This window comes from Mesorhizobium australafricanum, assembly GCF_033977265.1.
GTDB classification, from domain to species: Bacteria; Pseudomonadota; Alphaproteobacteria; order Rhizobiales; family Rhizobiaceae; genus Mesorhizobium; species Mesorhizobium australafricanum.
Map to the genome: position 1 here is coordinate 259,886 of NZ_JAVIIT010000007.1, position 13,809 is coordinate 273,694.

The following is a 13,809-nucleotide window of genomic DNA, read 5'->3' on the forward strand; positions in this document are numbered from 1 at the left end:
TGGTCGTGTTCCGCAAATCTCGCAAGGCACTGGTGACCGGCGCGGGCGCCGCCGATGGCATTGGGATCGCGACAGCGCGAGCGCTGGGCGAGGCCGGTCTTTCGGTCATCATCACAGCTTCGTCCGCACGGGTGGAACAGCGGGCAGAGGAACTGCGGGCGGATGGGCTGGATGTCCGCGCTTTTGCGGCCGACCTGACGCTCCCGGGCGATGTCGAGCGTCTGTGCTCCGAGGCCGGCGAGATCGACGTCCTCGTCAACAATGCCGGGATGGGCACAATCGCCCAACCGGCGTTGCAGCGGCGGTTTCTCGATCTCAGCGAAAGCGACTGGGACCGCGGCATCGATGTCAGCCTGAAGACCGCCTTTTTGAGCACGCGCGGATTTCTGGCCGGCATGGTGCAGCGCGGCCATGGGCGCGTCGTCAACATGGCCTCGGTGACCGGGCCTTACGTGTCCAATGAAGGCGAGGCCGCCTATTCGGCGGCCAAGGCCGGCATGATCGGGCTGACGCACGCGCTTGCCCTGGAGGTCGGCCGCAGCGGCGTCACGGTCAACGCCGTGGCGCCGGGCTGGATCGCGACCGGCGCCTCGACACCTGAGGAACTCGCCGCTGCCCGGAGCACGCCGCTTGGGCGCGCCGGCAGCCCCGCGGAAGTCGCGGCCGCCGTGTTGTTCCTGGCATCCGACGCAGCCAGTTATGTCAACGGCGCCGTTCTCGTCGTGGATGGCGGCAACATCCTGCAGGAACGCAAGGGCTGACCGCGAGCGCGAAAGCAAAAATGTAGGGAGATGGTAGCGGGGGGCGCTACCGTCTTTCCCCACGATGGCGACCGCAGCAAACATTCGGAGGTCGCCCCTGCCTTGGGGCCTTGGTCCTAAGATAAAATCGGCGCCGGAACCGTGCTAGGATGGCCGCCGCGGCGCGACTTGTCGAACTTCAAAGCGCTCAGGAACGATCGTCATGCTCAATCCAATCTCCATCATGGCCGACCGGCTCGGCGACTATCTGTCAGAACTCTATCTCCAGTATTTCTCGCATCGCAATCCGGAATATGCGAGCTACATAGGCGGGGCGGCCCGCCTTGTCCTGGAGCGGATCGGCAATTCGAACGCCCTCTATCACAACATCGAGCACACGCTGATGGTTACGCTCGCTGGCCAGCAGATCATCCGCGGTCGGCTGCTTTCGGAATCCCTGACCCCCGATGACTGGCTGCATTATACCTGCGCGCTGCTTGTCCACGACATTGGCATGGTGCACGGCGTGTGCCAGGGCGACACCGAGGATAGCTTCGTCATTAACGAGGCCGGCGACCGCCATACGCCACCCCGCGGCGCCTCCGACGCGGTGCTTGCACCCTATCATATCGAGCGCGCCAAGATCTATGCGCGCCAACGTTTTGGTTCCTCGAAGTTCGTCAACGAGGAGCGTATTGTCGAGGCGATCGAGATGACGCGCTTTCCGGTACCGAACGATCCGGCCTACCAGGTCACCGACACCGAGCCGGCGCTGGTCAGGGCCGCGGACCTGATCGGCCAGCTCGCTGATCCCTTCTACCACCGCAAGCTGCCGGCGCTGTTTGCCGAGTTCTCCGAGATCGGGATGGTGGAAAAGCTCGGCTGCAAGACCGCCGCCGATCTCGGCGCCATCTTCACCGATTTCTTCACGCTGCAGGTTGAGCCCTATATCGGCGCCGCGATCCGATATCTGGAACTGACGACCGAAGGCAAGCAGTGGATAGCCAACCTCCACAGCAACCTGTTCCAGTCCGGGCATCGCCCGGCCAGGATCGGGCCGTTCCCCGGCGTGTTGCAGTCGACCCCGGCGAGCCTTTTGGCGGTAACTTAAGAACCCGGGATTGTTTCGTTTTCCGCTGGTGCCAAGCCGGCAGAGGTTGCATGCGGCTGCTGTCGACGAAGATAAACGCAGGGTCGAGGTGCCACGCCAGGATCGCGCGAATTACGTCGCTCGCAAGGCCCCAATCATTGTTGTCGCGCAAGGAGCCGACGAATTTTCTTTCCCATCAGCCCGGTGGGGACACATGTCATTGAGCAGGCAATCGCGGTTGATGTCCCAGCGAAGCTTCGGCTTGCCGACATACCCTTGTCTTGATGCATTTCGCAGCGACAGTAAGCACCTTTACGCTTGCCTCGAAGGCATCCTATTTTGGAGGGCAGCAGCCGCTCGTGGGCATAGAAATGTCGGTACTGCCTTTCTTAAGAATTTACGCGCCGCTCAACGCGGTGCTGGCTGCGCCTGGGCTTCTGGCGGTGGCTGCGCTCACGATACCGGACATGTCCGGACGAAGCAGACTGGCTTTGATTGCCGTGCTCGCTGTCATTTGGGGCGCCTATCTCCTGCAAATGGCCGCGACGCTGCTCAAGCGGCGGGCGGGAGACGTTAGGGAAAGGACGGCGGCAATCGCCATCGATGTGCTCGCGGTCTTGGTTCCACTCGCCGCATTTCTGCTTGTCGGCACACCCGACTGGAGCCTCTACTGTGCTGTCTGGCTGCTGAAACCGCTGCGCGACTCGACTTTCTTCCCGGTGTTGGGCAGGGTGCTGGCCAACGAAGCGCGCAACCTGATCGGCGTCACCACGCTCTTCGGCGTCGTTCTGTTCGGTGTCGCGCTCGCGGGCTATGTCATCGAGCGCGATATCCAACCGGAAAAGTTCGGCAGCATCCCCCAGGCAATGTGGTGGGCGGTGGTCACGCTGTCCACCACCGGCTATGGCGACGCCATTCCGAAAAGCTTCGCCGGCCGCGTCCTTGCCGGGGCTGTCATGATGAGTGGCATCGGCATCTTCGGGCTCTGGGCTGGCATTCTTGCCACCGGCTTCTATCAAGAAGTCCGTCGCGGGGATTTCGTCCGCAATTGGCAATTGGTCGCCGCCGTGCCGTTGTTTCAGAAGCTCGGCCCGGCCGTGCTGATCGAGATCGTGCGCGCGTTAAGACCTCGCATGGTGCCGGCGGGCGCCGTGATCTGCCGCAATGGCGAGATCGGTGATCAGATGTTCTTCGTCGTGGAGGGGCGCGTCAGCGTCGCGACGCCGAATCCGGTGGAGCTTGGCCCTGGCGCCTTCTTCGGCGAGATGGCGCTGATCAGCGGCGAGCCGCGTATGGCGACCGTCAGCGCCGCAACGGCCGTCTCACTGCTGTCGCTGCACTCGTCGGATTTCCAGATGCTGTGCAGCAGCAGCCCGGAGATCGCGGAAATCATCCGCAAGACCGCGCTCGAGCGGCGCGGCGCGGCGCCGATGGCTTGACGGTACCAGGTGTGCAACTGGCGGGACATGTCCATGCCCGAGGGAGTGCGAAAGACCCGCACGCCGGTTGCGTTGATTGCCTCGGCGAAGAAGTGGTGGGTGGTGTCGGCTTCGAAGCCGAAAGTTTCTCACGCCAGATGGAACGCGCTGATCTGCCTGCGGTCATCGGCAAGCAGGCGATAGATGCGGACGGCCCGAATTCGACCTGGTAAGGGCGCCGGCTTTTTCGCCTTGAGCGTAGATCTCGGTGCCGGCCAGATCTTCGATCTCGGGCATTAGGTGCCACAGCTTTCCTATTCCGTCGTGCCAGCTTTTTTTCTGCGCCGATTGGTGTGCGACTGCGCGACGGCCATTTTCAACTCGGGTGTGGCCTCCACAGGCGCATTCTCTGCCCCATGTGGGTTTTGTAGCCCCTCGACGTGGACGGTCGGAAATGGCAGTTCGATGCCCTGCTCCTTGAAGACTTGGCGGAGGCGTACATAGAATTTGCGTTTCATACTGAAGGCGCCTCCCGGTCTTGTTGTGACCTTGACCCTCAATACGATGCCGTACTCGCCGAACTCCTGCACGCCCTGCATTTTGATCGGTGAGATCACCCAGTGTTTGAATTCGGGATCTTCCGCCAGTTCGAGGCCGATTCGCTTGATCAGCTTGCGGGCGAAGTCGATATCGGTGTTATAGCCAACGGTGATGTTGAATTTGTCGGTGACCCAGTCACGGCTCTGGTTCTGGACTGCCCCGAGTTCACCGAAAGGTATTGTGAACAGCGGGCCACGATGGTGGCGTAGCTTCACCGAGCGCAGCGAAAAGCTCTCCACCGTGCCCACATAACGGCCGGATGTAATGTATTCGCCAACACGAAACGCATCATCGAGCAGAAAAAACACGCCCGAAATGATGTCCTTGACTATCGTTTGTGCTCCAAATCCCACAGCGACACCAACGACTCCAGCGCCGGCGATCAGCGGGCCGATCTCGATACCCATCGAGGCGAGCATCATCAGCACCGCCATCACGACGATCACTGCGAGCAGAATGTTCTGGATGATCGGCAAGAGCGTTCGCAGCCTCGCCTGCTGTGGGTCAAGGGTCGGAACCTCCTCGTCGTCGATCACCGCGTGCGGCGTTTCGATGCCCAGCTTTCGTTCGATCAAGGCTTTGATGATCGACCACCCGAAATCGGCGGCAAGCGCAATGACCACGACATTGATCAGGCCGCGCAATATGAGCATGGTCGTCGTATCGCTGCCTTGCATGGACTGCATGTCCAGACCCCAGACACGCGCGAGAAAGTAAGCCGCCGCCAGGATCAAGATCATCCGGACTCCGCGATCGATGACAGCGATCGTCACCGCCGGGATAGTAGGCCGGCCAGCATCTTCCGAACCCGGCCGCAGGACGAAATTCACACCGCGCTGTGTCAGCACGATTGCCAAGGGCAGGAAAAATGCCGCGAAGGTAAACCAGAACAATATATAAAGGCCGGCGATGCGCTCCAGGAACAGAACGACGAAATAGGAAGTCAACAACCATGTCGCTGCCGTGTGGCCGCCTTGGTGCACACCGTCTCGCTGCGTTCTTGGCCGACGCCAGACGGCAAGCAGAAAGAGCAACAGCAGCACGAAATCGGCGCCCAGCGACAGGACCATCATTCCGTCCCCATCGATGCCGAGGCCCGGCAAGAGGATAAACGCGGCACCGAAGAAGGCGAAGACGCCGAAGATCCGAGGTAGCCAATAGGACCAATGGTCAGCCGCTTCGTTGGTGACCGGCAAAGCGCGAACTTCAACGGCGTTCTCGACCTTCATGAACGAAGGGACGAGCGTGGCTATGACGTACATGCGCACACCCCATGTCACGACGGCCGCCATCAGAAATGTCAGTACAATCTCACGGATAAGCATCGGCCAGTCGAACAACATGAACGCGCCGGCGCTGCCCAATGCGAACGAGACGATCAGCAAGCTGGAATAAAGCAGGCGACCACCAATCTTCTTGGCTCGCCCGATGGGCGTATCCTTCGGTTGCGCGATGATCCAAAGGCGAAACGGGCGGGTGAGCTTGTATGTTGCCCAGGTGAGCGCCAGGCCGGCTGCGATGAACATCGCAACCAGCAAGAATACGCCGGCAGATCCCTTGCTGGACATATCCTCCATGGTCTTTGCCCGAACTTGCGCGAACTGCCCTGGAAGCAGAGGCAAAGTTTGCACGATTCTTTCGATATGATGCCTGATCCGATCGAGCGTCGAGGATGCCATCGTATTCATCTGGCCTGGCGCGGCCACGGCGTCGGACGATGCGTGCGCCGGCGAAGCTCCTGGCTCGGCAGGTGCTCCCGTTGATCCGGCGTCCCGATTTCGTTGTTCGGACACCCAGGCCTTCACCGACGGATCGTCGAGAAGCTCGAATAGCTGTTTGACCCTTTCAGGCGGGACGGTCGCCGGCGCCTGCGCCTGTGCCGGACCGGCCAACAAGAGGGCGATCCCAAAGACGAGCGACCTGGCAATCAGGACTGACATCGCCGTCAGGTCTCCGAGACGCCGTGCCAGGCGCGCCGGGTTCCTGGCTCCCAATCGTCGATTCATGAGTGGCATCGTGCTGTTAGCCTTCCGGTCAAATCGGCAGTCAACGACATCTTTGTCCGTTGTTGCCTTACCTTGAAGAAACCGATGTTGCGGTTCAAGACGTCATCGTTGCGAGTTTGCGCCGGGTACGTGGCGGCGCATTTCACTCAGGACACCCACGTCGTGGTGTCAATGCACGCCAAAGGCTCGAAGCCTTCCATGGAGTTGCATTCGCGCGAAGCGCCCGCTCCTGTTTTTCGGACCTGAACAAATACGACGCCAAGATCCACTTCGTTGGCCAGAGCACAGTCTTCGCACTGGCGGCCGAGCGCGCCACCGGAGAGGCCTACTGTCTCGCGCACTACACTACAGGATAGCAAGCGGCGCCTGTTGCTTGCTTCGCTCCGCTACTATGGCGTGCATTTGCCACTGCAACCCATTGGCAAAGTGACACGGGTTCTTCCCGACCACGTGGCAAGCGGGCAGTTGGGCAGACGCAGCTTCCTGGCTTCATATGGACCCTGTTCAGTAATACGAATTGAAAATTGCGCCCTCATGTTTCACAACAGGTCGGTTAGACCTCCGGATGGCTTCCCAGCCTGCGGGGTCGCCCCGGCTCCCAAGGCGAGAATTCTAAAAAGTTCAAAAATGACCCAGCACGTACAAGACGCTCGAATTCTCATGTACAGCCACGACACGTTCGGGCTCGGCCACTTGCAGCGCTGCCGTACGATTGCGCATTCGCTGGTCGAGGATTTCCGCGGACTTCAGGTGCTGATCATTTCAGGCGCGCCCATCGCCGGCGCCTTCGACTATCGCGCCCGTGTCGACTTCGTGAAGATCCCCAGCGTCATCAAGTTGCGCAACGGCGAGTACACCTCGCTGGAAAAGGATATCGATCTGCACGAGACGCTCAGGATGCGGCAGTCGATCATCCGCCACACGGCCGAGACCTTCCGGCCGGATATCTTCATCGTCGACAAGGAACCGCTCGGCCTGCGCGGTGAGATCGAGGACACTCTGTCCTACCTCAAGACGCGGGGTACCACGCTCGTGCTTGGCCTGCGCGAGGTGATGGACGCGCCGCATCTGCTCGAAGCAGAGTGGGCACGCAGGGATGTGATGCGCAAGATAGGCCTGTTCTACGACAAGGTCTGGGCCTATGGCCCGCCGGATTTCTACGATCCGTTGACCGGCTTGGATGTGCCGCCGGCTGTCAGGGCAAAGATGAGGTTCGTCGGTTTCCTGCAACGGAGCCTGCAGCGGATCGAGTTGCCCGGCCACCGGCCCGAGGGCGAGTATATCCTCGTTACTACCGGGGGCGGCGGTGACGGCGCGGAACTGATCCACGACGTCATCGATGCCTATCAGCAGGACCCGCAATTGCAGCATAGGGCGCTGATCGTGCTTGGGCCTTACATGCCGGCGCGCAAGCGCAACAAGCTGCTCAAGAAGGGGGCAAAGATCCCCTATATCAAGATCATCGAGTTCGACAACCGCATGGAAGACCTGATTGCCGGGGCCAAGGCGGTGGTGGCGATGGGCGGTTACAACACTTATTGCGAGATACTGTCTTTCGACAAGCCGGCGCTGATCGTGCCGCGCACCGAGCCTCGGGAGGAACAACTGATCCGCGCTCGGCGCGCAGCCGAACTCGGCCTCATCGAGATGCTTTTGCCGGAAGAAGCCAAGGATTCCCAGCGGTTTGCCGATGCACTGGTGGTGCTGCCGGACCGGCCCCGCCCATCCCAGAGCAATCCGCAACTGAGGCTGGAAGGGCTGCCCCATATTTCCGAAATCGTCGCGGAACTGCTCGACCGGCGGGCCAGTCCTCACCTTTCGGTCATTGAAGGAATGAACTGAGTTGCAACGTCGCAAGATCGTCGTGGTTCTGAAGGGCTATCCGCGGCTGTCGGAAACCTTCATCGCGCAGGAACTGCTCGGTCTGGAGCGTGCAGGGTTCGACCTGATACTCGTCGCACTCAGGCGGCCGACCGACGAAAAGCGCCACCCCGTGCATGACGAGATCAAAGCACCCGTCCATTATCTTCCGGAATATCTGCATGAGGAGCCGCTGCGCGTGGTTCGCTCGCTGTTTGCTTATTTGATGCGGCCAAGCTTCTGGCGCGCGCTCGGATCACTGGCTACCGATATCCGCCGCGACTTTACGCGCAATCGCGTGCGTCGCTTCGGACAAGCGCTCGTGCTGGCGGCAGAATGGCCGGAAGGCGCGGGCTGGCTGCATGCGCATTTCGCGCACACACCGGCATCGGTGACGCGCTATGCCAGCCTGCTTCGTGGCCTGCCCTGGAGCTGCTCGGCCCATGCCAAGGATATCTGGACTTCGGCGGACTGGGATCTGGCTGGCAAGCTTTCCTCGGCGCGATGGACGGTCACTTGCACGAAGACCGGCTTCGACCGTCTGAAAAAACTCGCTAACGGCAACTCGTCCGTGCATCTGAGCTATCATGGGCTCGACCTTGATCGCTTCGGCAGTTTTGGCGAGGCGCGGAAACACAATGACGGCTCGGCGCCGGACGAACCGGTCATCGTGCTGAGCGTCGGGCGCGCCGTCGAAAAGAAAGGTTACGATACCTTGTTGGAGGCGCTCGCCCTCTTGCCTGGTGATTTGGCGTGGCGTTTCGAGCATATCGGCGGCGGCGAGGGGCTGGAACGGTTCAAGGCGCTGGCGCAAAAGCTCGGACTGGATGGTCGCGTCTCTTGGAAAGGCGCGCTTGCGCAGCAGCAGGTGCTTGAGCACTACCGCTGCGCCGACATCTTCGCCCTAGCCTGCAGGATCACCGCCAATGGCGACCGGGACGGTCTGCCAAATGTTCTGGTGGAGGCGGCTAGCCAGCGGCTTGCCTGCGTGTCGACCGATATTTCCGGCGTGCCGGAGCTTTTATCGCCGGATGAAACCGGGCTGCTGGTTCCGACGGAAAACCCAGTTGCCCTGGCCGAGGCGCTGGAGCTCCTGATCCGTGATCCCGTGCTGCGCGCCCGCCTCGGCGACGCCGCAGAGCGGCGCGTGCGCGGCAATTTCGATCATATGGTAAGCATTGGACAGCTCAAGGAACTGTTCGAGCGCGAGTGGCGGGCCGCCGAATGAAGCGACTGCGCGCTTTCTTCTATGTCCAGCACCTCCTCGGTATCGGCCATCTCGCGCGCGCCAGCCGCATTGCGGCGGCTCTCGCCGATGATGGGTTTGAGGTAACCATGGTGACCGGCGGAGCGCCGATCGAGGGGTTTCCGGGACTGGGTGTAAAATCGGTATCCTTGCCACCTGTCACCTCCGGTGATGAAGGATTTTCCGGACTTGTCGACCTGCAGGGCAAACCCATCGACGATGCTTTCAAGAACCGGCGTTCGGGGATGCTGTTGCAGGCATTCCGGGATTGCAGCCCCGATATCGTCATTGTCGAGGCATTTCCATTTGGACGCCGGCAGATGCGTTTCGAACTCCTGCCGCTGATCGAGGCCATCGACGCGTCGTCGCCCAGGCCGCTGCTGGCGACGTCCGTGCGTGATATCCTTCAGGAGCGCGTCAAGCCGGGCCGAAACGAAGAAACGGTCGATCTCGTCAACAGGCATTTCGACCTTGTCATGGTCCACGGCGATCCGGCTTTCGCGACCATCGACAAGACATTTCCGCTGGCCCGAGCGATCAGGGCCGAGGTTACCTACACAGGGCTCGTTGCCGCGCCGCCATCGCCCGCGCCCTCCGAGCGCTTCGACGTTCTGGTGTCGGTTGGCGGGGGGGCGGCCGGAAAGAGGCTTGTCAGCTCCACCATCGCAGCGGCGCGGAATGCCAACAACGCTTGGAAATGGTGTTTAATCACCGGCCCAAATCTGCCGAAAGACGAGTTTGACGTGATCGCACGCGATGCCACGCCAAGTTTGTCCATCTTCCGGTTTCGCGAGGATTTCGCCAGCCTGCTGACCGGCGCCCGCCTGTCAGTCTCGCAGGCGGGTTACAACACGGTGTGCGATGTCCTGCGCGCGGGTTGTCGCTCCCTGCTCGTTCCGTTTGCAGCCGGCGGGGAAACCGAACAGACGGTACGGGCCCTGATGCTCGAAGAACTCGGTCTTGCCACGGTGCTGATGGAAAAGGACCTAACGCCTGAAGGTTTGGCGCAAACGGTCCAACAGGCGCTTGTACGTCCGACGCCATCCGCGCATCGTCTCGATCTGGAAGGCGCGCGTCGCTCGGCGCAAATCCTGCGCGAGCGGTATCGAACATGGTCCCTAAAAGTGGGGTCCGGTTTCGAAAAAGTTCATGAGCAAACAGGCGATAGATGCTAACGGGCGTCGCGTCTGGTGAGATTCCTGCGACGCGCTTCAAGTCCTTGTTTTATGCATGTCGTTGTCCCAAAGCCGCTACGCACTTTTGGGCGAAAATGCATCAAACAGTTCCAATCAACATGAAGCGCGTATAATTTTTTGTCGGCAGTTGGCCGGAGAACCGCACCTCCCGTAGCGCCGCCATTGCTTCGAAGGCCGCAAGTGAAGCAACGCAGTTGATGTGTGTCGGCTCGCTGAAATAATCGTTCGATTGCAGCAATACATTCGTGCCCCGCGGAAGCAGGGCAAGCCAGGCGCGCAGATCGGCAATGTGTTCGCAGCTCGTATTGACCACCAGGTCGGGCCGCCCGGCCGCATAGTCGAGTGCGTACATATCTGCCGTCAGCGCCCGGAACCTGTCGCCGGCTTCCCGGTTGAGGGTCCGGGCGACCGGCGCGACGTCGGGATCGATGTCGATGCTATCGACCGCCGCGATCTCGAAGCGGCCGTCGTTGAAAAGCATTGCCGGCAATACGCCGTACCATCCACCCAGAACCCATAGGCGCCCGAACCGGCCGCCGCAGCTTTCGAACAGCCTGTCGAGCGCCCAGACCTTGCAGGCAACCTGCTTGTGGTTGAAGGCGTTGGCGATATCGGCCTTCGGGTGCTTGGCGATGACGCGCGCCAGCCCTGCCACGAGAGGGCTTTTGACATAGGCAGCAATTCCTCGGGTGAGGTCCAAGGCTTGCTCGTGCCCGTCCATGCCGGCATTGCGCGGTTGCGTGACATCCATCATAGTTGCCTTCTTATGTTGGGATTTCGGGCGACACAACGCAATCTTGCTGAGCGCAGCAGTACCTCCGTGCACTGCAGCTTGGAGCTTGTCATTGGCGACGAAGAAATTTCCGATACGCCATTCGCCAGCAGGAGCTTTTACATCCTGCATCCTTCCAACTGAAGGGTCCGCAGCCGCATATGGAACCCAGGCTAGCCAGATATATCTGGACGCACACCAAGAAGCAGCAGGTCTGGATATTGATAATCGTCCTGGTGTCGATGATCCCGTATTTCATGTCCTTCGACCTGCCGAAGCTGATCGTCAACGGCCCGATCCAGGGCAGGGGCTTCGAGCAACCGGGCGCGACCGAGCCATTCATGAGGTTGCACTATAACCTGCCGTTCATCGGCGAGGTCCTGTTGTTCTCCGGTTTTCAGCTCGGCCGCAAGGCGACGCTGCTTGCCCTGAGCATTGTGTTCCTCTTGCTGGTCGTCATCAACGGCCTGTTCAAACTCTACATCAACACCTACAAGGGCCGCCTCGGCGAACGCATGCTGCGCCGTATCCGCTTCGATCTGGTCGATCGTGTGCTGCGGTTTCCGCCTATTTACTTCAAGCGGGTGAAATCCGCCGAAGTGGCGACCATGGTGAAGGACGAGGTAGAGCCGCTGGGCGGCTTCATCGGCGATGCCTTCCTGCAGCCGGTGCTGCTCGGCGGCCAGGCGCTGACGGCCATGCTGTTTATCATGGTCCAGAACGTCTGGCTCGGAATGATAGCGGTCGTGATCGTGGTGATCCAGATCGTGCTCATCCCGCGAATGCGGCGGCGGCTGCTCGTGCTCGGGCGCCAACGGCAGCTGACTGCGCGCGCGCTTTCGGGCCGGGTTGGCGAAATCGTCGACGGCATCGGCGCGGTTCACGTCCACGATACGTCAAACTACGAGCGTGCCGACATAGCAGCCCGGCTCGGGCTCATCTTCAAGATCCGCTTCGATCTTTACCAATGGAAATTCATGGTGAAGTTCCTCAACAATTTTCTCGCGCAGCTCACGCCCTTTCTGTTCTACATGATTGGCGGGTACCTGGTCATTGGAGGACGGCTGGACGTCGGCCAGCTCGTGGCCGTGATCGGCGCCTACAAGGACCTGCCCGGACCGATGAAGGAACTGATCGACTGGGACCAGGATCGGCAGGATGTCCAAGTCAAATATCAGCAGGTCGTTGAGCAGTTCACCGTTGAGGGTCTCATTGCGCCGGGAATCGGAGCGCTGACCGTCGACGATCCCGGTCCGATGACCGACCCCCTCTCGGCGATCGGTCTGTCCATAGCAGACGATGGCGGCGCAATGCTCCTCGACCGTATCTCCCTGCAGGTCAGGCCGGGTGAGACGGTTGCGCTGGTCAGCACCGCAACAGGTGGAGCGGAGGCGCTTGCGGAAGCCTTCGCGCGGCTGAATTGGCCGGACAGTGGAAAGGTTACTTCGGGCGCCGATGACCTGCTTGAACTCCCCGAAGCAGTGACCGGCCGGCGCATGTCCTACGCCTCGTCGGATGTTTTCCTGTTCCAGGCAAGCCTCCGCGATAACCTGCTCTACGGGTTGAAACATGCGCCGCTGACATCGGTGCCTTATGACGGCGCCGCGGCAGACCAGCAGCGTTGGAACATCGAGGAGGCGAGCCGGTCGGGCAATCCGGATCTCGATATCCACAGCGACTGGATCGACTATGCTTCCGCCGGCGCTACCGGCCCGCACGACCTCTTTGAAGCCGTGCGCCAGGTGCTCGACGCGGTTCTTCTGTCGCGCGACATTCTGGATCTTGGCTTGCGCTCTTCGGCCGACCTCACGCGTCACACGAAACTTGCCGAGCGGATCGTCGAACTCCGTGCGGCGCTGCGAACCCGGCTGGAACAAGAAGGGCTGAGCGGGCTGGTGGTTCCTTTCGAACCGGGCGCCTACAACAAGGAAGCGACGATTGGCCAGAACCTGCTCTTCGGCGCTGCCGCCGGCCCCGAGCTGGCCGACAGGGCCCTGGCGGCCAATCCCTATTTCGCGTCTGTGCTGAAGCAAGCCGGCCTCGACCGGACACTCTACGAAATGGGCATGGAGATCGCCGAACAGGCGATCGAGCTGTTTGCCGACCTGCCGCCCGATCACCAGTTCTTCCAGCAGCTCGCCTTCATGAGCGCCGAGGAGATACCCGCCTACGAAACCTTGCTGCAACGGCTCAAGAATCGTCCCTACGAGGCGGTTTCAGAGGCCGACCGCGCCATGATCATCACCTTGAGCTTCGCCTATATCGAGCCCCGGCACCGCTTCGGCCTGCTGACCGACGAGCTGATGAGCAAGATCGTCGCCGCTCGCAACCAGTTCTATGAAGATCTTCCGCCCGACCTGCAAAATGCGGTCGAACGGTATGATCCCGCCAAATACATTGCCGCGGCCACCGTCATGGACAATGTCCTGTTCGGGCGCGTGGGCAACAATCATCCCGACGCGCCGGACCGCATACGCTCCATCGTCTACGATATTCTTGACGAACTGGGCCTTTATGCCGAGCTTCTGAATGTCGGCCTGGACTTCAACGTCGGCGCCGGCGGCAGGCGGCTGACCGGTGGACAGCGACAGAAGCTCGATGTTGCCCGGGCCCTGCTCAAGCGTCCCGATTTTCTCATTCTCAACCGGCCGCTGTCAGCGCTCGACCAACGCGTGCAGGACAAGGTGCTGCGAAACGTGCTCGAGGAAGCCAGACGCGACGGCCATTCGCCGGCAATTGTGTGGGTGGTGACGAATCCGGCAATGGCGATGATGTTCGATCGCGTTATCGTTTTCGATGCGGGTCAATTGGTGGAAGACGGAACACACGAGACACTTTTGGCAGAAAACGGTATCTTCAAGGAACTTCTGTCATAGCCTGG

9 protein-coding genes and 1 pseudogene are annotated in these 13,809 nt (G+C 60.9%); 7 read left to right on the top strand and 3 right to left on the bottom strand.

Annotated features, from left to right (window positions below; all coding sequences use genetic code 11):
- Nucleotides 1-5: 5 nt before the first annotated feature.
- From RFM98_RS16240 to RFM98_RS16250, 3 genes are all read left to right on the top strand, one after another.
- Nucleotides 6-761 carry an SDR family NAD(P)-dependent oxidoreductase gene (locus RFM98_RS16240; protein WP_320309811.1) on the top strand — a complete coding sequence of 252 codons (756 nt, stop codon included), beginning with the start codon at nt 6-8 and terminating at the stop codon, nt 759-761.
- Between the two features lie 202 nt (nt 762-963).
- Nucleotides 964-1,851, top strand: a complete 888-nt coding sequence (locus tag RFM98_RS16245) for a metal-dependent phosphohydrolase (RefSeq protein WP_320309812.1) — start codon at nt 964-966, stop codon at nt 1,849-1,851.
- Between the two features lie 350 nt (nt 1,852-2,201).
- Nucleotides 2,202-3,269 (top strand): cyclic nucleotide-gated potassium channel, encoded by a 1,068-nt coding sequence (locus RFM98_RS16250; protein WP_320309813.1) that lies wholly within the window; start codon nt 2,202-2,204, stop codon nt 3,267-3,269.
- Between the two features lie 14 nt (nt 3,270-3,283).
- Here RFM98_RS16250 and RFM98_RS31375 read toward each other — a convergent pair.
- Together RFM98_RS31375 and RFM98_RS16255 are read right to left on the bottom strand one after the other, a co-directional pair.
- Nucleotides 3,284-3,524 (bottom strand): annotated as a pseudogene (locus tag RFM98_RS31375) (cyclic nucleotide-binding domain-containing protein); the annotation flags it as partial.
- A 38-nt stretch (nt 3,525-3,562) separates the two neighbouring features.
- Nucleotides 3,563-5,854: a mechanosensitive ion channel family protein gene (locus tag RFM98_RS16255; RefSeq protein ID WP_320309814.1), complete on the bottom strand. Its 2,292-nt coding sequence runs from the start codon at nt 5,852-5,854 to the stop codon at nt 3,563-3,565.
- 627 nt (nt 5,855-6,481) lie between these two features.
- Between RFM98_RS16255 and RFM98_RS16260 the strand changes: the two genes are divergently transcribed.
- Genes RFM98_RS16260 through RFM98_RS16270 form a run of 3 tightly spaced genes read left to right on the top strand, consistent with a single transcriptional unit; the run spans nt 6,482 to nt 10,135 of the window.
- Nucleotides 6,482-7,696 (top strand): glycosyltransferase family protein, encoded by a 1,215-nt coding sequence (locus RFM98_RS16260; RefSeq protein ID WP_320309815.1) that lies wholly within the window; start codon nt 6,482-6,484, stop codon nt 7,694-7,696.
- Between the two features lies 1 nt (nt 7,697).
- Nucleotides 7,698-8,942, top strand: coding sequence for a glycosyltransferase family 4 protein (locus tag RFM98_RS16265; protein WP_320309816.1), 1,245 nt, complete (start codon nt 7,698-7,700; stop codon nt 8,940-8,942).
- The gene (locus RFM98_RS16270; protein WP_320309817.1) at nt 8,939-10,135 is read left to right on the top strand and encodes a glycosyltransferase family protein; all 1,197 of its coding nucleotides are present in this window, start codon (nt 8,939-8,941) and stop codon (nt 10,133-10,135) included. Before RFM98_RS16265 ends, RFM98_RS16270 begins: the two co-directional genes overlap by 4 nt.
- A gap of 100 nt (nt 10,136-10,235) precedes the next feature.
- On the opposite strand, the gene RFM98_RS16275 is transcribed toward RFM98_RS16270, so the two are convergent.
- Nucleotides 10,236-10,907: a class I SAM-dependent methyltransferase gene (locus RFM98_RS16275; protein ID WP_430682316.1), complete on the bottom strand. Its 672-nt coding sequence runs from the start codon at nt 10,905-10,907 to the stop codon at nt 10,236-10,238.
- 182 nt (nt 10,908-11,089) lie between these two features.
- On the opposite strand from RFM98_RS16275, the gene RFM98_RS16280 reads away from it, so the two are divergent.
- Nucleotides 11,090-13,804, top strand: coding sequence for an ABC transporter transmembrane domain-containing protein (locus tag RFM98_RS16280; RefSeq protein ID WP_320309818.1), 2,715 nt, complete (start codon nt 11,090-11,092; stop codon nt 13,802-13,804).
- The last annotated feature ends 5 nt before the right edge of the window (nt 13,805-13,809 follow it).